The sequence below is a fragment of the Thioclava sp. DLFJ4-1 genome, assembly GCF_002020145.1.
GTDB classification, from domain to species: Bacteria; Pseudomonadota; Alphaproteobacteria; order Rhodobacterales; family Rhodobacteraceae; genus Thioclava; species Thioclava sediminum.
Genome location: NZ_MPZT01000001.1, coordinates 749,971 through 767,342, shown reverse-complemented (window position 1 = coordinate 767,342; position 17,372 = coordinate 749,971). Strand labels below are relative to the sequence as shown.

Sequence of the window (17,372 nt, the reverse complement as noted above, 5' to 3'; positions counted from 1 at the left end):
GGTGCTGATGTCAGGACTTCCATGCAGGGCAGGGATGCACGCAGTCTGAACTGCGACCGGTGAGCGGACGCCCGCGACCAGAGCGAGGCCTTTACGCGCGGGCTTTCCGGTGCGGTTGGCGACGCGCTCCGCCGCAAAAAAAGACCGGCCCCCGTCGCTGCTTTCAAGCAGGGCGCATGCGACCGTCCCCGAAACGGGGAGGCAGGCGCGCCGTGCGATCCGCAGCGACATGAGTCCGGTCCTTTCCTTGGTCAGGATGCAGGGCCGCGTGCGCCGCGACCCTGCCTGTCTCAATGGGGCTTATTCGCCCTTGATCGCTTTCATCACCGCTTCGCCCAGCGTAGCGGGGCTGTCAGCGACGACGATACCGGCCGACTTCATGGCTTCGATCTTGGATTCCGCATCACCTTTGCCGCCCGCGACGATCGCGCCGGCGTGGCCCATGCGGCGGCCGGGAGGGGCCGTGCGGCCAGCGATGAAGCCAGCGGTCGGCTTCCAGCGACCTTTCTTCTTCTGCTCGGCGAGGAATTCCGCGGCTTCTTCTTCCGCCGAACCACCGATCTCACCGATCATGATGATCGATTCCGTTTCCGGGTCGTCGAGGAACATGTCGAGCACGTCGATATGCTCGGTGCCCTTGATCGGGTCACCGCCGATGCCGACGGCCGAGGACTGGCCCAGACCCATATCGGTGGTCTGCTTGACCGCCTCATAGGTCAGCGTACCCGAGCGCGACACGACGCCGACCGAACCACGCTTGTGGATGTGGCCGGGCATGATGCCGATCTTGCAGGCGTCGGGCGTGATGACACCGGGGCAGTTCGGGCCGATCAGGCGCGACTTGGAGTCGATCAGCGCGCGCTTGACCTTCATCATGTCGAGGACCGGGATCCCCTCGGTGATGCAGACGATCAGCTCCATTTCCGCGTCGATCGCTTCGAGGATCGAGTCAGCCGCGAAGGGCGGCGGAACGTAGATCACCGAGGCGTTCGCTTCGGTCTTGGCTTTCGCCTCGTGGACCGAGTTGAAGACCGGCAGGCCGAGATGCTCTTGGCCGCCTTTGCCGGGGGTCACGCCGCCGACCATCTTGGTGCCGTACGCGATTGCCTGCTCGGAGTGGAAGGTGCCCTGCGAGCCGGTGAAGCCCTGGCAGATGACCTTGGTGTTTTCGTTGACGAGAACTGCCATGATTCTTAGCCTTTCACCGCTTTGACGATTTTTTCTGCGCCATCCGACAGGTTGTCGGCGGCGATGACGTTCAGGCCGGAATTCGCGATGATTTCCTTGCCTTTTTCGACGTTGGTGCCCTCGAGGCGGACGACCAGCGGCACTTCGAGGCCGACTTCCTTCACCGCGGCGATCACGCCTTCGGCGATGATGTCGCAGCGCATGATACCGCCGAAGATGTTCACGAGGATCCCTTTGACGTTCTTGTCCGAGGTGATGATCTTGAACGCTTCGGTCACTTTCTCTTTCGTGGCGCCACCGCCAACGTCGAGGAAGTTCGCCGGTTCCGCACCGTAGAGCTTGATGATGTCCATCGTGGCCATTGCGAGGCCAGCGCCGTTCACCATGCAGCCGATCTCACCGTCGAGCGCGATGTAGTTGAGGTCGTATTTCGACGCTTCGAGCTCTTTGCTGTCTTCTTCGGTCTCGTCGCGCAGGGCGGCGATGTCCGAGTGACGGTAGACGGCGTTGCCGTCGAAGCCGAGCTTGGCGTCGAGAACCTTGAGGTTGCCGTCGGTCATGACGATCAGCGGGTTGATCTCGAGCATCTCCATGTCCTTCTCGACGAAGGCTTGGTAGAGCTTGCCGAGAAGGCCGACCATCTGCTTCACCTGCGGGCCTTCGAGGCCGAGCGAGAAGGCGACGCGGCGGCCGTGGAACGGCTGGTAGCCGGTGGCCGGGTCGATCGAGAAGCTGAGGATTTTCTCGGGCGTGTTCGCCGCGACTTCTTCGATGTCCATGCCGCCTTCGGTCGAGGAGACGATCGAGACGCGCGAGGTCACGCGGTCGACGAGCAGCGCGAGATACAGTTCGCGCTCGATGTCGGAGCCGTCTTCGATGTAGATGCGGTTGACCTGCTTGCCCGCCGGGCCGGTCTGGTGCGTCACGAGCGTCTTGCCGAGCATCTGCTTGGCGAGCGTTTCAGCCTCTTCGACCGATTTGGCGAGGCGGACACCGCCCTTTTCGCCGGCTTCGGCTTCCTTGAAGTGGCCCTTGCCGCGACCACCTGCGTGGATCTGCGCCTTGACGACCCAGAGCGGACCATCGAGTTCGCTGGCTGCGGTCTTCGCTTCTTCGGCCTTGAGGACGACACGGCCGTCCGAGACCGGTGCGCCATAGCTCTTGAGAAGCTGTTTGGCCTGATATTCGTGGATATTCATCCTTGGATACCCCATGCTGGTGCGATTTGAGGGGGTTCTAGGCTGTTAAGCGGGGCGGACAAACCGAAATCGCGACATTCTGCCCCACTCGCCCGGAAAAAGCGACATACGTGATCACAGCGCGGAAAGGTGTGATCACAAATTGGAAAATGCTGCGCTGTGGCATGGGAGCACTGGCACGACTCGGTTAATTGAACCTATCTGCGCTGAGGGCATTGGCAGGGATCGAATTTAGATGACGCAAGGGCAAGATATGCCGCGCTGGGGCGTGGTGGCGACGGTGGACGAGCCCGCGGCGCTGGTGGCCGCCTATGTCGCGCATCATCTGAGCATCGGCGCGAGCGAGGTCCACGTCTTCTTTGACCGCCCGAACCCCGAAGCCGAGGCGCTGCTCGACCCGGTCGATGGAGCGTTCATTCACCATTCCGGCGATGACGACTGGGCGCGAAGCTGGCGCAAGAAACGCCCCGCGCGCCATCAGGGCCGCCAGAAATACAATGCGACCCGCGCGCTGAACGAGACCAACCTGGATTGGATGATCCATTGCGACGCGGACGAGTTCGTGAGCCTCGCGCGCCCGCTCGAATGGGAGCTGGCGAAGACGGGGGAGCAGAAAGCGTGGCTGCGCTTGGAGGTCGACGAACGCTGCTATCTCGACCGCACTCTGGGCCCGGATATTTTCAGCGGTGTCTTTAGGCGACGCTGGGACGGATTTCAGGAGGACGGGCTGATGTTCTACGGCCTCCGGTCGCGCTTTCTGAAGAAGGGTCTCGCGGGCCATGTCGCCGGGAAACCCATCGTGCGGGCTAGGCGCGGCTATGCGATCGGGGTGCACTTCCCGCTGAAAGACTGGGACAGCAAGGAAAACGATCTTCCCTATCGGCCCAGCTATAACGGGCGGCTGATGCATTTCGACGGGCTGACGCCGTTGCATTTCCTCCTCAAGATGCTGCGCCGCGCCACGACCAAGGTGCAGGGGCAGCCAGTGCCCTATGTCGGGTCCCGCAAGGCGCAATTCGCTGCGGCCGCCGAGCGCGCCGCCGATCCCGCCGAGCTGATGAGCCTCTGGTGGGAGGTGCAGGGGATGCGCGATTACGAGGCCGATGAGCTGGAAACCCACGAGCTGCTGATCCGACCCGAAGTGAAGATCGCGACTGAGACCCGCGCGTTGTTCGGCGACGAGGTCGATCTTTCGCCAGCCGCCTTCGATCGCGCGCTGCTTCTCCATGAGGCCGAGCTGATCGCGCGGCTGCGCGAGGAATTCGGCTTCGACCCGGAGCCGCTCGTCAGTTCAGCGTGAACATCATCATGCCGGTGCGTCCGCCAACCAACCGCGAAAAGCGCGTCCAGTTCTCGGGCGTCAGCATCGGCGTGTCGGTGAAATAGGGATCGAGGGCCCAACCCTGAACCACTCCGGTCAGCGGCAGCGGAGTGGGATTTTCCAGCCACGCGCCCAGATCGACCCCGACCGGCACACGCCAGAAGGGGAAGGACTTCTCGCTCGTCAGCAGCGCCTCGCCATCGCTCAGCACGCCCCGCCATGTTTCTCCCAGACCGTCGGGAAATTCCACGCCAAGCGCCTGATCCTGCGCGTCGCTCGGAATCCATTCCGCCTGATTGTCGGTCTCGGCCTCAGCCAGATCCCAGAACTGCCGGTTATCCGCAATCATCGCCAGCCAATGATCCCGCGCGGCACGGGTGCGCGTCGGATCGGGCTGCTGGTGGAGCATATCGAGCACCGCCGCCGCCGGGTCGATGAAGCTGAACATCATCAGACCGTCCAGCGACGTGGCTTGCCCGGTCCCCATCGCCTTGTCGCGCGCGTCCACGAGTTTCGCATAGGTGGCCATCACGCGGGCGATGGCCGGTTCAGGGTCGAAGGCCAAGATTAGCTCGCCCACGCCCGAGACCAGATGCGTATAGGCCGAAAGCCAGGCCGCATCCGCATTGTCGAAGCGCACGATCCGCGAAGCACCGGCTTCGGCCTCCGGTGCGCGGGGCATGAAGGCGCCGCGCAACAGCGTCACCGCGTCCTCGCCGTCGTCACGCGTGCCATTGCCGTTCAGGTCAAACCAGAGATCGTTCAGGTCGATCGCAAGACCGAACTCCGGTCCATCGGCCAGCCCGTCGAGCGCGGTCTTGGCGCGATCCATGCCGGCGATCAGCGCCTCGCTTTCGCGCGGGACCGCGTCGGCGGTGAAGGTTTCGCGCGGCGCGTCGCGCCTGCCGGGAAGGTTGCCCACGAAGGGCATCAGCACACGAGCGCCGCCTGCTTCCAGCTGCCAGCGCATCGTCGCCTCGAGGCTCGCGAGGAATTCCAGCCCGCCGAGCGCGAAACGGTCCTTCGGGTCAAGCGCGTCCTGCGATTGCAGATCGGCGAGCACCGGCGCGATCCCCTCTGCCCCGATCCGCGCCGAGATTGGATCGGCGGCAGGTGCCTCGCTTCGCGCGATCTTGGCGGTCACCGGCCCGTCTTGCGCATGCGTGGTGATCGGTGAAAGGGCGAGAAGAACGGCAAAGCACGTGACGAGACGGGCGGAACACATGGCACTCTCCAAAACAAAGGGCGCGCCAGTAAAGGCGCGCCCCAAGATTGGATCAGTCCTGGCTTTCGATCAAGCGAGCGTGCTGTCGATGCCTTTGCAGGCGGCCACGAGGCCTTTGACTGCGTCGACCGACTTGTCGAACATCGCCTGCTCGTCCTTGTTGAGCTTGATGTCGATGACCTTCTCGATGCCTTTGGCGCCGATCACGGTCGGCACGCCGACATAGAGACCGTCGAGGCCGAGCGCGCCTTTGACGTAAGCCGCGCAGGGCAGAACGCGCTTTTGGTCTTTCAGGTAGGCTTCCGCCATCTCGATCGCCGAGGTGGCCGGGGCATAGAAGGCCGAACCGGTCTTCAGCAGGCCCACGATCTCTGCGCCGCCGTCACGGGTGCGCTGGATGATCGCGTCGAGCTTCTCCTGCGTGGTCCAGCCCATCTGCACGAGGTCGGGCAGCGGAATGCCACCGACGGTCGAGTAGCGTGCGAGCGGCACCATGGTGTCGCCGTGGCCGCCGAGCACGAACGCGTTCACGTCACGCATCGAGACGCCGAATTCCAGCGACAGGAAGTGACGGAAGCGGGCCGAGTCCAGAACGCCCGCCATGCCGACGACTTTCTCTGCCGGCAGGCCGGAGAATTGCTGCAGCGCCCAGACCATCGCGTCGAGCGGGTTGGTGATGCAGATGACGAACGCGTCCGGAGCGTGGGCGGCAATGCCTTCGCCGACCGATTTCATGACCTTGAGGTTGATGCCCAGCAGATCGTCGCGGCTCATGCCCGGTTTGCGCGGAACGCCAGCCGTCACGATGCAGACATCCGCGCCCGCGATACCGGCGTAATCGTTGGTCCCCTTGAAGGAGCCGTCGAAGCCCTCGGACGGGCCCGATTCCGCGATGTCGAGCGCTTTGCCCTGCGGCGTACCTTCGGCGATATCGAACAGAACGACGTCACCGAGTTCCTTGATGGCGGCGAGATGGGCGAGCGTACCGCCGATCTGGCCGGCGCCGATAAGGGCGATCTTGGGTCTGGCCATTTGGTCCTCCGGGTGGATGGATTGGAAAATAGATCGCAGGTGGAGTAGCCCTTTGGCTCGCAAAGGGCAAGGGCGCTGCGCTGCGGCGACACTGTTTGTATGCACTCGTATGCCGAAACTGGTTCCGCACACTGACCTGCGGTTCCGTTTCGTCACGCGCCGTGTCAGCAAGGGGGCAAGACGGGGCGGAGCGATTCTGTGACCCGCAGGGAAGGGAGCATCCGAATGGAGTTGAGCCTGCTCGGTTGGGCGCTGGCGCTGCTCGCCGCGGTGATGGTGGGGCTGTCGAAAGGCGGTATCCCGATGGCGGCCTCGATCTCGGTCCCGGTCCTGACGATCGTGATGGACCCGGTCGCGGCGGCGGGGCTGTTGCTGCCGGTCTATATTGTCGCGGACATGTTCGGTCTCTGGGCCTATCGCAAGCATTTCGACAAGCGGGTGCTCGCGATCATGATCCCCGCCACGACGATCGGGATCGGCATTGGTTGGGCCACAGCCGAGGTCGTGTCAGAGCGCTGGGTGACGCTGATGGTGGGGGTGATCGGCGCGCTTTTCGCGCTGAACGCGCTGTTCCGGCATCGGCATGGCGCGCGGCAGGAGGCGAAAGTCGCACCGGGCCTGTTCTGGGGCACCATCGCAGGCTTCACCAGCTTCGTCAGCCATTCGGGCGCGCCGCCCTTTCAGGCCTACACAATCCCGCTGAACCTGCCGAAACAGGTCTTTGCGGGCACGGCGACGGTTCTCTTTACCTATGTGAACCTTGCGAAACTCGGCCCCTTCATCGCGCTGGGCGAGGTGAACTGGGACAGCCTCGGCACCGCGTTGATCCTGGCGGTTCCTGCCTCGGCCTCGGTATTCCTTGGTGTCTGGCTTGTGAAGCGCATGCCCACGGAGATCTTCTTCAAGGTCGTGATCTGGGCGCTTCTGCTGATCTCGCTGAAGCTGATCCAGCAAGCGATCACCGGGTGAGGGCGGCGCCTAGAGCGCCGCGTCCTTTTCCTTGAGCGTCCCGTCGAGCTCCTCGAACGCCTCGCCCGAGGCGATCAGACAACTCACGCCATCCGCCGGTGTGACTATGATCGTCCAATTGCCCGCCTCGGCTGCGAAAATCTCCAGCACGGAGTTGTTCGCGGAGAGCGCCACCATGCGGCGGCTCTCGTGATATTTCGCTTCGAGATTGGCCACGATCTCATCTCGCTTGCCGCAGGCGCGCGACGGATCAGACGGGTCCCGCGTCTCTCCGTAAGAAGCCTGTGCGAAGCCGATCGCTGCGGCCAGGCCGAGCGTTAGCACATAAGTTTTGTTCAGCATTTTGATCCCTCTGAGAGCATCATCAAAGAGTGGCCGGTCAGCTGTCAAGAAAGCTTTACGTCGCGGCTCCGTATAGCTGGACGCTGTGATTTTTCTGCGTTGCGGCAAATCGGGGCTTGCCGATTCTGTCTCATTCGTGCGATTTGGCGAAAGAAAATTGCGAGATGGAGAATCAAATGGCCCGCCCGACCCGTTCCGTGCTCTACATTCCCGGCTCGAAAGAGCGTGCGCTGGAGAAGGCCACCGGGCTTGCCTGCGACGCGATCATCTTCGATCTCGAAGACGCCGTGGCGATCGACGAGAAGGCCAACGCGCGCGCGCTACTCGCAAAGACGCTGACCGAGGTCAATTACGGTCCGCGCATGAAGATCGTGCGGATCAACGGTCTCGACACCGAATGGGGGCGCGAGGATGTGCTGGCCTTCGCCGACGCGATCCGCAATGGCGCCAAGGTCGATGCGATCCTGATCCCGAAGGTTTCGACCCCCGCCGATCTCGTGGAGGTGGCCGATCTGATTCAGGGCGTGCCGCTCTGGGCAATGATGGAGACCGCGCTGGGGATGCTCAACGCGGGCGATATCGCGGCCTATCCGCGGCTCGAAGGTATGGTGATGGGCACGAACGACCTCGCGAAGGAGTTGGGCAGCCGTTTCCGCGCCGACCGACTGCCGATGCTTCCGGGGCTGGGCCTGTGCCTGCTGGCCGCGAAGGCGCATGGCAAGATCATCGTCGATGGCGTCTACAATGCGTTCAAGGATGACGAAGGTCTGAAGGCCGAATGCGAACAGGGCCGCGACATGGGCTTTGATGGCAAGACCCTGATCCACCCGGCGCAACTCGATGTCTGCAATGCGGCCTTCGCGCCCTCCGAGGCCGAGATCGACCTCGCCCGACGTCAGATCGCTGCCTTCGAGGAAGCCGAGAAAGCGGGGCAGGGTGTCGCGGTCGTGGATGGAAAGATCGTCGAAAATCTGCATATCGTCACGGCGCGGCAAGTCCTCGCCAAGGCGGAGGCGATTGCCGCGCTTGGCAGCTAAGAGGCAATCGCAATGGCACTACTCATCCTCGGCGTCCTGATCTGGTCGCTCGCACATCTGGCAAAACGGATCTTTCCGGGCTTCCGGCGCGCGCTCAAAGGGGCCGAGCGTCCGATGGTCGCCGCGCTCCTCCTGATCAGCCTCGTTCTGATGTTCGTCGGCTGGCGCGCCGCCGATCCGGTCTTCTACCTCTGGACGCCGAATGCTGCGCTCAAGGGGATCAACAACCTGCTGATGATCTTCGCGGTCTACCTGTTCGCCGTTTCGGGCATGAAGCTCTCGCTCAGCGGCAAGATCCGTCACCCGCAGCTGACCGGCGTGAAGACCTGGGCCTTTGCGCACCTTCTGGTCAATCCGACCCTGCCGGGGATCATTCTGTTCGGCGGTCTGCTGGCGTGGGCGGTGGTCGAAGTCATCCTGATCAACAAGAAGTCGAAGCCCGCCAAGGTCACGCCCGAGGTGAAGATGGGCAAAGAGATCGGCGGGATCGTCGGCACGTTGGTCCTCTACGGCCTGATCGCCTCGATCCACATCTGGTTCGGCCACAACCCGTTCGGAGCCTGATATGCAAATCTACCGCCTTCTGACCGAGGAAGACACCTCGGCCTTCTGTCACAAGGTCAGCCTCGCGCTGTCCAAGGGCTGGGTGCTGTATGGCGATCCGCAATATGCCTACGATCAGGCGAATGGCGTGATGCGCTGTGCCCAGGCCGTGACCAAAGAGATCGAGGGGGAGTATCACCCCGACATGAAGCTGGGAGAGCAATGATGGGCAAGACCAATCCGGGCCGTTTCTTCGAGGATTACAAGCTGGGCGACGTGATCCGTCACGCCGTCCCGCGCACCGTCGCGGAAGGGGAGCGCGCGCTCTATCACGCGCTTTATCCGGCGCGCCATGCGCTCTATTCCTCGGACGAATTCGCGGCGGCCTGCGGATTGGATGGCTCGCCCCTCGACGATCTGATCGCGTTCCACGTCGTGTTCGGCAAGACGGTCCCGGATGTCTCGCTGAACGCGGTCGCCAATCTTGGCTATGCCGAGGGGCGCTGGCTGAAGCCGGTCTATCCCGGCGACACGCTGCGCTCGGAATCCGAGGTGATCGGGGTCAAGCAGAACTCCAACGGCAAGTCGGGCGTGGTCTATGTCCGCACCCGCGGGCTGAACCAGGTGGGCGAGACCGTGCTGGAATATGTCCGCTGGGTGATGGTGCGCAAAGGTGATCTGGATGCGCCTGCGCCCGAGACCGTGCTGCCCGATCTGGCGAAGGTCGTGGCGCCTGCGGATCTGGTGATCCCGGAGGGGCTGAGCTTCGACGATTACGATTTCGATCTGGCGGGCGAGCCGCATCGCTGGGGCGATTACCAGATCGGCGAAAAGATCGACCATGTGGACGGCGTGACCATCGAGGAAGCCGAGCACATGATCGCCACGCGGCTGTGGCAGAACACCGCCAAGGTGCATTTCGACGCGACATTCCGCGAGGACGGCCAGCGCCTGATCTATGGCGGGCATGTGATCTCGATGGCCCGCGCGCTGTCCTTCAACGGGCTGGCGAACGCGCAGATGATCGTGGCGCTCAATGGCGGGGCGCATGCCAATCCCTGCTTCTCGGGCGATACGGTGAAGGCATGGTCGGAAGTTCTCGACAAGGCGGAAACCGGCGCGCCCGGCGTGGGCGCGATCCGTCTGCGTCTGGTCGCCGTGAAGCAGGGCGCGCCCGAGTTCGCCTATAAGGGAGAAGACGGCAAATACCTGCCCGAGGTCCTGCTCGATCTCGACTACTGGGCGTTGATGCCGATCTGATCCCGGCTCGAGAGACTCACTCGGGGGGCAGGGCGCCCGCGAGCGTTAACATGTGATCACGCACAGAATTTATGTGATCACAAAGCGAATTTTTCGCCGCTCTTTATGCGTAAATGACAGGTTTTCAAGCTTGCCCCCCGTGACTTGGGAGAAATTTACGCTACTAAAAGAGCCAATTCCGGCCAGCTCCGCGCCAGCGCGTGCCTCCGATTGAGGTCGACGAGAGCGCCGAGCCCAGCGAAAAGGGACCGATCATGGCTGAAGCGAAACAGGTTGAGCGTCCGCTTTCCCCGCACCTTCAAATTTACCGCCCGCAGATGACGTCTTTCTCGTCGATCATGACGCGGATCACCGGCAACGGGATCATCGTCGGCGTGCTGCTGCTCGTCTGGTGGCTTCTCGCCGCTGCGACCAGCCCCGACTACTTCAACTTCGTGAACGCGATCGCGACCTCGTGGTTCGGCGATCTCGTCTTCACCCTGTCGCTGCTGGGCGTTTGGTATCACTACCTCGCCGGCATCCGGCACCTCATCTTCGATGCGGGTAAATACATGGACATCAAATCCGCCGAGATGCTCGGCTGGATCTGCACCATCGGTTCGGTCGTGCTGACCGTGCTGACCCTCATCATCATCCAATTCTGACGGAGGCCCTCATGCGTTACCTCACCGACCGCAAGCGCGCCGTGGGCAAGGGCGCCTCGGGCACCGGCCCCGAGCATCACTGGTGGATGTCGGCCTCGGCCGTCGCTCTCGCCTTCATGATCCCGACCTGGCTCTATATCGTCGGCACCACGCTCGGCGCCGATCAGCAGACCGTGATCACGACCTTCTCGCAGCCCTTCCCGGCCATCCTGACCGCGCTGGTCGTGATCGTCGGCATGCGCCACTTCGCGAAGGGCACCGAGATCTGGATCGAGGATTACATCCACGGCACCGCCGCAAAGGCGACCAAGATCGCGATGCATTCGCTGGCTTACGTGATCATGGCGACCGCACTCTATGCACTCGGCAAGATGGTCTTCATCGGCCTTCTGCTGGGCAACTGAACGGGACGAGATAATGGCTGCTTACGAATACGAAACGCATAATTACGACGTGGTCGTGGTCGGCGCCGGTGGCTCGGGTCTGCGCGCCACGCTCGGCATGGCCGAACAGGGCCTGCGCACCGCCTGCGTGACCAAGGTCTTCCCGACCCGCTCGCACACGGTCGCCGCACAGGGCGGTATCGCCGCCAGCTTGGGCAACATGGGCCCGGACAGCTGGCAGTGGCACATGTACGACACGATCAAGGGCTCGGACTGGCTCGGCGATAACGACGCGATGGAATACCTCGCGCGTCACGCCCCCAAGGCCGTCTACGAGCTCGAGCATTACGGCGTGCCGTTCTCGCGCACCGAAGAGGGCAAGATCTACCAGCGTCCCTTCGGCGGCCACACCACTGAATACGGTGAAGGCCCGCCCGTGCAGCGCACCTGTGCCGCCGCGGACCGCACCGGTCACGCGATCCTGCATACGCTCTACGGTCAGTCGCTGAAGAACAACGCCGAGTTCTACATCGAGTATTTCGCGATCGACCTGATCATGTCCGATGACGGGCAGTGTCAGGGCGTCGTCTGCTGGAAGCTCGACGATGGCACGATGCATGTCTTCAACGCGAAGATGGTTGTGCTGGCGACCGGCGGTTACGGCCGCGCCTACTTCTCGGCCACCTCGGCCCATACCTGCACCGGCGACGGTGGCGGCATGGTCGCGCGGGCCGGTCTCGCGCTGCAGGACATGGAATTCGTACAGTTCCACCCGACCGGCATCTACGGTTCGGGCTGCCTGATCACCGAGGGCGCACGCGGCGAGGGTGGTTACCTGACCAACTCCGAAGGCGAGCGCTTCATGGAGCGTTACGCGCCGACCTACAAGGATCTGGCGTCGCGCGACGTGGTGTCTCGCTGCATGACCATGGAGATCCGCGAAGGGCGCGGCGTGGGCGAGCACAAGGACCACATCTTCCTCAACCTCAGCCACCTTCCGCCGGAAGCCCTGGCCGAGCGTCTGCCGGGCATTTCGGAATCCGCGAAGATCTTCGCCGGTGTCGACGTCACGAAAGAGCCGATCCCGGTTCTGCCGACCGTGCACTACAACATGGGCGGTATTCCGACGAACTACCACGGCGAGGTCATCAACCCGAAAGAGGGCGATCCCGATGCGATCGTGCCCGGCCTGATGGCTGTGGGCGAGGCGGGTTCGGCGTCTGTGCACGGTGCGAACCGTCTGGGCTCCAACTCGCTGATCGACCTCGTGGTCTTCGGCCGTGCCGCCGCGATCCGCGCTGGCAAGGTCGTCGACGCGGATGCGTCCAACCCGGTCATCCCGAAAGCCAAGATCGACGCGATCTTCGAGCGCTTCGACAAGGTGCGTTACGCGGATGGCGGCACGCCGACTGCCGTGCTGCGCGACGAGATGCAGCGCACGATGCAGGCGGATGCGGCGGTGTTCCGCACCGACAAGACGCTGGCGGAGGGTGTCGAGAAGATGAAGGCGGTCGCCGCCAAGCTCGACGATCTCAAGGTCACCGACCGTTCGCTGATCTGGAACTCGGACCTGATGGAAACGCTGGAACTCGAGAACCTGATGCCGAACGCGCTGGCGACCATCGTCGGGGCCGAGGCGCGCAAGGAAAGCCGCGGGGCACACGCCCACGAGGACTATCCCGATCGCGACGACACCGAATGGCGCAAGCACTCGATCATGCATGTCGAAGGCGCGAACGTCGATCTGACCTTCCGCCCGGTCCACATGGACCCGCTGACGCCCGAGGATCAGGGCGGGATCGAGATCAAGAAGATCGCGCCCAAGAAGCGGGTCTACTGATGCGTCACGCACCGGCATATGGGCTTCTCGCGGCAGGGCTTGGCCTTGCCGCCTGCGGCCCTATTCCGGTCGAGCAGGCAGAGCGCCAGTGCTACGCCCAGTTCGCGCCCAAACCGCCCATCTCGGGCGAGGCGGGCATGGGGGTGACCAATGACGGCTTCCGCTCGAACTTGAAGGTCGAGCTCAATGTCGGGGCCTATGTGCAGGGCGATCCCTCTGCGGCCTACGACTCCTGCGTTTTCAGAAAATCCGGCCGAATGCCCACGCGGCCGCTCTATTCGTACTGACGGAAAGGGGACCAACCATGGTTCAGTTCACGCTTCCGAAGAATTCCAAGATCCGCGTCGGCAAGACCTGGCCGAAGCCGGATGGCAAGAATATCCGCAAGTTCCAGATCTATCGCTGGGACCCGGATACCGGGGAGAACCCGCGTCTCGACACTTATTTCATCGACATGGATAAGTGCGGGCCGATGGTTCTCGACGCGCTCTTGAAGATCAAGAACGAGATCGACCCGACGCTGACCTTCCGCCGCTCCTGCCGCGAAGGCATCTGCGGCTCCTGCGCGATGAACATCGACGGGATCAACACGCTGGCCTGTATCTACGGCCTCGACGAGGTCAAGGGCGACGTGAAGATCTACCCGCTGCCGCACATGCCGGTGGTGAAAGACCTGATCCCCGACCTGACCATGTTCTACGCGCAGCACGCGTCGATCATGCCGTGGCTCGAGACCAAGACGAACCGTCCCGAGAAGGAATGGCGTCAGTCGATCGAGGACCGCAAGAAGCTCGACGGTCTGTATGAGTGCGTCATGTGCGCATCGTGCTCGACCTCCTGCCCGAGCTATTGGTGGAACGGCGACAAATATCTCGGCCCGGCAGCGCTGCTGCACGCCTATCGCTGGATCATCGACTCGCGCGACGAAGCGACGGCAGAGCGTCTCGATCAGCTTGAAGACCCCTTCAAGCTCTATCGTTGCCACACGATCATGAACTGCACCAAGACCTGCCCGAAAGGTCTGAACCCGGCGAAGGCGATCGCCGAGATCAAGCGGATGCAGGTCAACCGGGTCGTCTGATCCGATGCATATATTGGGGTGAGCCTATGGTTCGCCCCAACGTTTTGTGGAAAGGGCGGCGCGAGCTGCCCTTTTTGCTGCGTTGCGGCAAATGCATATCGCACATGCAGCATTTTGGGTTTGAATCCGCGGAAAAATCCCTAAATCGGGTGTCAGGGAGGAACTCGAAACGTGACTGGAGAGAGTTCCATGGTCGACATCGTCAAATTCCCCAAAGGGGCGCAACCGATCCAGGTGGCCGAAGAGCATCTGGCTTACTACACCCCTGAGAAATCCACCCCCGTATTCATCCCGACCGCGAAGACCGAAAATACCGACGGTCTCGAAGCGGTTGAGCTGATGTACGAGTATTACACCGCGGCTTGAGCGGTGACCTCCCGAATAGTTCTGTCGTGACTACCCCGGCTTCGGTCGGGGTTTTTCTTTGCGCCTTTCGCTCTTAGCCGGGGCAGGGCAGAGTGGCGGCGACAAGGAGGGAGCCCCATGCATCCGACGCCCGAGCACGCCGCGCCCGAAGACGCCCAAGCCCGCCGCGATATCGCGCCGGTGATCTGCTATCCGACCGACGCGCTGCCCGCGCCGGATCTGTCCGCCTATCGCGCCGCGCGTGAGGGCTGGGAGAAGATCGCCGATCTGCGCGTGCCCCCGCGCGAGGCGCTGGCCTTCGACGTGCCCGCCGGACATTTCTTCCGCATTACTTCGGTCGAGGGGCCGCAGGTGGGCGATCTGAACCTGTTCTCTGCGGACCTGTCCGAGCGGTTCTATTCGGGCAAGACGCGCGCGCTGCATGGCACGCATCTCAGCCGCGGCGACCAAATGTGGTCGGGCTTTCCGACGCTGCGCCCGCTGGCGACGATCACCGAGGACACGCTCGACTGGTATGGCATCGACGCATTCGGCGGCTCGGTCCATGACGTGATCGGGACGCGGTGCGATCCTTACACGCATTGCCTGCTATCCGATGGCGGGCAGTATCACCATTGCTGCCATTCGAACCTGACCCGCGCGCTGGCCGAGGCCCGCGATCTGCCGCTGCGCGAGGCGGAGGCGCTGGTGCATGACGTGCTCAACGTCTTCATGTGCACCGGTTTCACCCGCGACACCGGGCAGTATTTCATGAAGGCGAGCCCGGTGCGGCCCGGCGATTATCTCGAATTCTTCGCAGAGACCGATCTGCTGGGCGTGCTCTCCGCCTGTCCGGGCGGGGATTGCTCGTCCGAGCACAGCTCGGACACGGCGGCCTGCTACCCGCTGGGGGTGGAGGTCTACCGTCCGAAATCAGCGCCCGAAGGCTGGGCGCCGCCTGCGCCCAACGCCTACGACCGCAGCCACGGGCTTTAACGGTTCGAGGTCAGCGAGACGAAGACTTCCTCAAGGCCCGGCTGTTCGCTCGCGATGTCGCGAATCTCGACGTCAGCGGCGCGCAGCGCATCGAGGATATCTTCCGCCGAGGTCTGCTCGCGCGAATAGGAAAACGCCATCTGCCCGCCCGGGCGGGTCTCCATGGTGACGCCTTCGGGCAGGCGAATCTCTTGGCTGACCTCGTTGCGCGGCTCGACCACCAGCGCCTTGCGGTCCATCCGCTTGAGCAGGTTCGGCGTGGTGTCGCGCACGATCAGCTCGCCATTGTTGATGATCGCGATCTCGTCGCACATCTCCTCGGCTTCCTCGAGGTAGTGCGTCGTCAGGATGATCGTCATGCCCTGTTCGTTCAGCTTGCGGACATTGCGCCACAGCATCGCGCGCAGCTCGATATCGACGCCTGCGGTGGGTTCGTCCAGCACGAGGATCTGCGGCCGATGCACCAGCGCCTTGGCCAGCAATAGCCGCCGCTTCATCCCGCCCGAGAGGTTGCGCGCATAGGCCTCGGCCTTGTCCGAAAGGCCGACCAGTTCGAGAATCTCATCGGTCCAGCGCTCGGATTTCGGGACGCCGTAGAGGCCTGCCTGCATCTCCAGCGCCGCGCGGGGCGTGAAGAACGGGTCCATGTTCAGCTCTTGCGGCATCACCCCGATCGCGGCGCGCGACTGGCGCGGGTTCACGTCCTGATCGAAGCCCCAGATCACGACGCGCCCGTCGGTTTTCTTCACCAGGCCCGCAAGAATATTGATCAGCGTCGACTTGCCCGCCCCGTTCGGCCCCAGCAGCCCGAAGATCGAGCCTTCGGGGATCGACAGGTCGAGCCCCTTCAACGCTTCCTTCGGTTCCTGCTTCTTGCCGCCTGCATAGGTCTTGCGCAGCCCGGTAACTTCGATTGCCTGCTGTTCCAACTTGCCCCGCCTTTCGCGATTGCTAGAATGAAGCCCAAATTCAGGGCGCGGTTTTCGTGCCTTATATAGACGGAGCATCCATGACTGCCACCCATTCGCCTAATGCCCCCGAGGCACCCGAGACCGAGGTCGTCACCACCTGGAAGGTCGCCTGCGATGGCGGCGAGGGGGCGTTGGGTCATCCGCGCGTCTGGCTGTCGATCCCGCGTGACACCGGTTTCGTCGAATGCGGCTATTGCGACAAGAAATATGTGATCGACCGCGATCACGCGCATGACGATCACTGAACCACTTTTGCCAGCAGAGCGTGCGGCGCGGGTGAAAGCCAGCGCGGCGCGGCTCGACTTCGAGGATCCGTCGCTGTTTCGCGACGCCTTCGCGCGGCTTTTCGCGGTCCATCCCGAGCTTGATCAGGTGCTGCCCAACAGCGAAGGCGGGCAGCAGCTGAAATATGCCGCGATGATGGAGGTGATCCTCTCCACGCTCGATCCACCCGAGGAGCAGGAGCTGGAACTGCCCGGCCTCGGGCAGATGCATGTGCTGTTCGGGGCCGAGCCGGACTATTACGTGTGGCTGTCAGAGGCGGTGATCGCAGGCCTCGCGGCCAAGCTGGGCGATCACTGGACGTCAGAACTGGCCGCCGACTGGGCCGAGTTGTTCAGCAAGGTCTCGGCGCAGATGATCGCGGGCGCCGAGGCGCTGGAAGATCAGTTCTAGGCGCCAGCCTGCCGCGCCTCACTTATCCTTCTTCGCCGCCGCCTTCATCCGTTCGAGCAGCGCAGCCTTCGGGTCTTTCTTCCCGTAAGGCGTCTTGTCACTGCCATAGGCGTTATGCTCGGCATGTTTGGGCGTGTTCTTCGGCGGCCTTGCGCCACCCATTTTGGAATAATCCATCGGTTCGATCCTTTGCGGTTGCCGCTTGAGATGGGGGATTTCAGGGGTTCTGGCAAGAGGGCGCTTCGCTATGAGGGGCGCGCCCGAGCCTCGGGTGCGCGCTTTGATCCCTTGGAAGGTCGGGCGCGGCCCTCCGCTTCCAGC

At 63.1% G+C, this 17,372-nt stretch carries 22 protein-coding genes; 15 read left to right on the top strand and 7 right to left on the bottom strand.

Annotated features, from left to right (window positions below; translation table 11 throughout):
• Nucleotides 1-300 precede the first annotated feature (300 nt).
• Nucleotides 301-1,188 carry a succinate--CoA ligase subunit alpha gene (sucD, locus tag BMI85_RS03460; protein WP_075776193.1) on the bottom strand — a complete coding sequence of 296 codons (888 nt, stop codon included), beginning with the start codon at nucleotides 1,186-1,188 and terminating at the stop codon, nucleotides 301-303.
• A 5-nt stretch (nucleotides 1,189-1,193) separates the two neighbouring features.
• Complete coding sequence (gene sucC, locus BMI85_RS03455) at nucleotides 1,194-2,387, bottom strand: ADP-forming succinate--CoA ligase subunit beta (protein ID WP_078519722.1); 1,194 nt, start codon at nucleotides 2,385-2,387, stop codon at nucleotides 1,194-1,196.
• Nucleotides 2,388-2,622: 235 nt separating this feature from the next.
• Between sucC and BMI85_RS03450 the strand changes: the two genes are divergently transcribed.
• Nucleotides 2,623-3,687: a glycosyltransferase family 2 protein gene (locus BMI85_RS03450; RefSeq protein WP_078546117.1), complete on the top strand. Its 1,065-nt coding sequence runs from the start codon at nucleotides 2,623-2,625 to the stop codon at nucleotides 3,685-3,687.
• Here the strand turns inward: BMI85_RS03450 and BMI85_RS03445 are convergent.
• Nucleotides 3,674-4,933: a hypothetical protein gene (locus BMI85_RS03445; RefSeq protein WP_078599509.1), complete on the bottom strand. Its 1,260-nt coding sequence runs from the start codon at nucleotides 4,931-4,933 to the stop codon at nucleotides 3,674-3,676. The genes BMI85_RS03450 and BMI85_RS03445 overlap by 14 nt on opposite strands.
• A gap of 69 nt (nucleotides 4,934-5,002) precedes the next feature.
• Entirely contained in the window at nucleotides 5,003-5,965 is a 963-nt protein-coding gene (mdh, locus tag BMI85_RS03440; protein ID WP_078539780.1) for a malate dehydrogenase, read from the bottom strand.
• Between the two features lie 225 nt (nucleotides 5,966-6,190).
• Here mdh and BMI85_RS03435 point away from each other — a divergent pair, with 225 nt between their 5' ends.
• Nucleotides 6,191-6,934 (top strand): sulfite exporter TauE/SafE family protein, encoded by a 744-nt coding sequence (locus BMI85_RS03435; protein WP_078546121.1) that lies wholly within the window; start codon nucleotides 6,191-6,193, stop codon nucleotides 6,932-6,934.
• A gap of 9 nt (nucleotides 6,935-6,943) precedes the next feature.
• Here the strand turns inward: BMI85_RS03435 and BMI85_RS03430 are convergent, their stop codons facing one another.
• On the bottom strand, nucleotides 6,944-7,276 hold the full coding sequence (locus BMI85_RS03430; protein ID WP_216644087.1) for a hypothetical protein: 333 nt from the start codon (nucleotides 7,274-7,276) through the stop codon (nucleotides 6,944-6,946).
• 164 nt (nucleotides 7,277-7,440) lie between these two features.
• Here BMI85_RS03430 and BMI85_RS03425 point away from each other — a divergent pair, with 164 nt between their 5' ends.
• From BMI85_RS03425 to BMI85_RS03380, 11 genes are all read left to right on the top strand, one after another.
• Nucleotides 7,441-8,313 carry a CoA ester lyase gene (locus BMI85_RS03425; RefSeq protein ID WP_078599508.1) on the top strand — a complete coding sequence of 291 codons (873 nt, stop codon included), beginning with the start codon at nucleotides 7,441-7,443 and terminating at the stop codon, nucleotides 8,311-8,313.
• A gap of 12 nt (nucleotides 8,314-8,325) precedes the next feature.
• Nucleotides 8,326-8,877, top strand: coding sequence for an NnrU family protein (locus BMI85_RS03420; protein WP_078599507.1), 552 nt, complete (start codon nucleotides 8,326-8,328; stop codon nucleotides 8,875-8,877).
• 1 nt (nucleotide 8,878) lies between these two features.
• Entirely contained in the window at nucleotides 8,879-9,082 is a 204-nt protein-coding gene (locus BMI85_RS03415) for a DUF1737 domain-containing protein (RefSeq protein WP_078546137.1), read from the top strand.
• Nucleotides 9,082-10,116, top strand: coding sequence for a MaoC family dehydratase (locus BMI85_RS03410; protein WP_078599506.1), 1,035 nt, complete (start codon nucleotides 9,082-9,084; stop codon nucleotides 10,114-10,116). The genes BMI85_RS03415 and BMI85_RS03410 overlap by 1 nt, the downstream gene beginning before the upstream one ends.
• A gap of 254 nt (nucleotides 10,117-10,370) precedes the next feature.
• Nucleotides 10,371-10,760, top strand: a complete 390-nt coding sequence (gene sdhC / locus BMI85_RS03405; protein ID WP_075776227.1) for a succinate dehydrogenase, cytochrome b556 subunit — start codon at nucleotides 10,371-10,373, stop codon at nucleotides 10,758-10,760.
• A gap of 11 nt (nucleotides 10,761-10,771) precedes the next feature.
• Nucleotides 10,772-11,164 (top strand): succinate dehydrogenase, hydrophobic membrane anchor protein, encoded by a 393-nt coding sequence (locus BMI85_RS03400; protein WP_078539774.1) that lies wholly within the window; start codon nucleotides 10,772-10,774, stop codon nucleotides 11,162-11,164.
• 13 nt (nucleotides 11,165-11,177) lie between these two features.
• The gene (gene sdhA / locus BMI85_RS03395) at nucleotides 11,178-12,983 is read left to right on the top strand and encodes a succinate dehydrogenase flavoprotein subunit (protein ID WP_078599505.1); all 1,806 of its coding nucleotides are present in this window, start codon (nucleotides 11,178-11,180) and stop codon (nucleotides 12,981-12,983) included.
• The gene (locus BMI85_RS03390; protein ID WP_078599504.1) at nucleotides 12,983-13,270 is read left to right on the top strand and encodes a hypothetical protein; all 288 of its coding nucleotides are present in this window, start codon (nucleotides 12,983-12,985) and stop codon (nucleotides 13,268-13,270) included. Before sdhA ends, BMI85_RS03390 begins: the two co-directional genes overlap by 1 nt.
• A gap of 17 nt (nucleotides 13,271-13,287) precedes the next feature.
• On the top strand, nucleotides 13,288-14,064 hold the full coding sequence (locus BMI85_RS03385) for a succinate dehydrogenase iron-sulfur subunit (protein ID WP_078539771.1): 777 nt from the start codon (nucleotides 13,288-13,290) through the stop codon (nucleotides 14,062-14,064).
• A gap of 189 nt (nucleotides 14,065-14,253) precedes the next feature.
• Nucleotides 14,254-14,430, top strand: a complete 177-nt coding sequence (locus BMI85_RS21330; protein ID WP_158522076.1) for a hypothetical protein — start codon at nucleotides 14,254-14,256, stop codon at nucleotides 14,428-14,430.
• 117 nt (nucleotides 14,431-14,547) lie between these two features.
• Nucleotides 14,548-15,405: a DUF1989 domain-containing protein gene (locus BMI85_RS03380; RefSeq protein WP_078599503.1), complete on the top strand. Its 858-nt coding sequence runs from the start codon at nucleotides 14,548-14,550 to the stop codon at nucleotides 15,403-15,405.
• On the opposite strand, the gene BMI85_RS03375 is transcribed toward BMI85_RS03380, so the two are convergent.
• Nucleotides 15,402-16,334, bottom strand: a complete 933-nt coding sequence (locus BMI85_RS03375; RefSeq protein ID WP_246832472.1) for an ABC transporter ATP-binding protein — start codon at nucleotides 16,332-16,334, stop codon at nucleotides 15,402-15,404. The two genes, BMI85_RS03380 and BMI85_RS03375, sit on opposite strands and share 4 nt — an antisense overlap.
• An 80-nt stretch (nucleotides 16,335-16,414) precedes the next feature.
• Between BMI85_RS03375 and BMI85_RS03370 the strand changes: the two genes are divergently transcribed.
• Both BMI85_RS03370 and BMI85_RS03365 read left to right on the top strand, forming a co-directional pair.
• Entirely contained in the window at nucleotides 16,415-16,621 is a 207-nt protein-coding gene (locus BMI85_RS03370; RefSeq protein ID WP_078519710.1) for a zinc-finger domain-containing protein, read from the top strand.
• Nucleotides 16,608-17,051 (top strand): globin domain-containing protein, encoded by a 444-nt coding sequence (locus BMI85_RS03365; protein WP_078599501.1) that lies wholly within the window; start codon nucleotides 16,608-16,610, stop codon nucleotides 17,049-17,051. Before BMI85_RS03370 ends, BMI85_RS03365 begins: the two co-directional genes overlap by 14 nt.
• Nucleotides 17,052-17,069: 18 nt before the next feature.
• Here the strand turns inward: BMI85_RS03365 and BMI85_RS21325 are convergent, their stop codons facing one another.
• Nucleotides 17,070-17,228 (bottom strand): hypothetical protein, encoded by a 159-nt coding sequence (locus BMI85_RS21325; RefSeq protein ID WP_165757027.1) that lies wholly within the window; start codon nucleotides 17,226-17,228, stop codon nucleotides 17,070-17,072.
• Nucleotides 17,229-17,372 lie beyond the last annotated feature (144 nt).

What these genes read in the sequence shown, in the direction of transcription:
- sucD (WP_075776193.1), bottom strand. Translation starts at nt 1,188, where the DNA reads ATGGCAGTTCTCGTCAACGAAAACACCAAGGTCATCTGCCAGGGCTTC.
- sucC (WP_078519722.1), bottom strand. Translation starts at nt 2,387, where the DNA reads ATGAATATCCACGAATATCAGGCCAAACAGCTTCTCAAGAGCTATGGC.
- BMI85_RS03450 (WP_078546117.1), top strand. Translation starts at nt 2,623, where the DNA reads ATGACGCAAGGGCAAGATATGCCGCGCTGGGGCGTGGTGGCGACGGTG.
- BMI85_RS03445 (WP_078599509.1), bottom strand. Translation starts at nt 4,933, where the DNA reads ATGTGTTCCGCCCGTCTCGTCACGTGCTTTGCCGTTCTTCTCGCCCTT.
- mdh (WP_078539780.1), bottom strand. Translation starts at nt 5,965, where the DNA reads ATGGCCAGACCCAAGATCGCCCTTATCGGCGCCGGCCAGATCGGCGGT.
- BMI85_RS03435 (WP_078546121.1), top strand. Translation starts at nt 6,191, where the DNA reads ATGGAGTTGAGCCTGCTCGGTTGGGCGCTGGCGCTGCTCGCCGCGGTG.
- BMI85_RS03430 (WP_216644087.1), bottom strand. Translation starts at nt 7,276, where the DNA reads ATGCTGAACAAAACTTATGTGCTAACGCTCGGCCTGGCCGCAGCGATC.
- BMI85_RS03425 (WP_078599508.1), top strand. Translation starts at nt 7,441, where the DNA reads ATGGAGAATCAAATGGCCCGCCCGACCCGTTCCGTGCTCTACATTCCC.
- BMI85_RS03420 (WP_078599507.1), top strand. Translation starts at nt 8,326, where the DNA reads ATGGCACTACTCATCCTCGGCGTCCTGATCTGGTCGCTCGCACATCTG.
- BMI85_RS03415 (WP_078546137.1), top strand. Translation starts at nt 8,879, where the DNA reads ATGCAAATCTACCGCCTTCTGACCGAGGAAGACACCTCGGCCTTCTGT.
- BMI85_RS03410 (WP_078599506.1), top strand. Translation starts at nt 9,082, where the DNA reads ATGGGCAAGACCAATCCGGGCCGTTTCTTCGAGGATTACAAGCTGGGC.
- sdhC (WP_075776227.1), top strand. Translation starts at nt 10,371, where the DNA reads ATGGCTGAAGCGAAACAGGTTGAGCGTCCGCTTTCCCCGCACCTTCAA.
- BMI85_RS03400 (WP_078539774.1), top strand. Translation starts at nt 10,772, where the DNA reads ATGCGTTACCTCACCGACCGCAAGCGCGCCGTGGGCAAGGGCGCCTCG.
- sdhA (WP_078599505.1), top strand. Translation starts at nt 11,178, where the DNA reads ATGGCTGCTTACGAATACGAAACGCATAATTACGACGTGGTCGTGGTC.
- BMI85_RS03390 (WP_078599504.1), top strand. Translation starts at nt 12,983, where the DNA reads ATGCGTCACGCACCGGCATATGGGCTTCTCGCGGCAGGGCTTGGCCTT.
- BMI85_RS03385 (WP_078539771.1), top strand. Translation starts at nt 13,288, where the DNA reads ATGGTTCAGTTCACGCTTCCGAAGAATTCCAAGATCCGCGTCGGCAAG.
- BMI85_RS21330 (WP_158522076.1), top strand. Translation starts at nt 14,254, where the DNA reads ATGGTCGACATCGTCAAATTCCCCAAAGGGGCGCAACCGATCCAGGTG.
- BMI85_RS03380 (WP_078599503.1), top strand. Translation starts at nt 14,548, where the DNA reads ATGCATCCGACGCCCGAGCACGCCGCGCCCGAAGACGCCCAAGCCCGC.
- BMI85_RS03370 (WP_078519710.1), top strand. Translation starts at nt 16,415, where the DNA reads ATGACTGCCACCCATTCGCCTAATGCCCCCGAGGCACCCGAGACCGAG.
- BMI85_RS03365 (WP_078599501.1), top strand. Translation starts at nt 16,608, where the DNA reads ATGACGATCACTGAACCACTTTTGCCAGCAGAGCGTGCGGCGCGGGTG.
- BMI85_RS21325 (WP_165757027.1), bottom strand. Translation starts at nt 17,228, where the DNA reads ATGGATTATTCCAAAATGGGTGGCGCAAGGCCGCCGAAGAACACGCCC.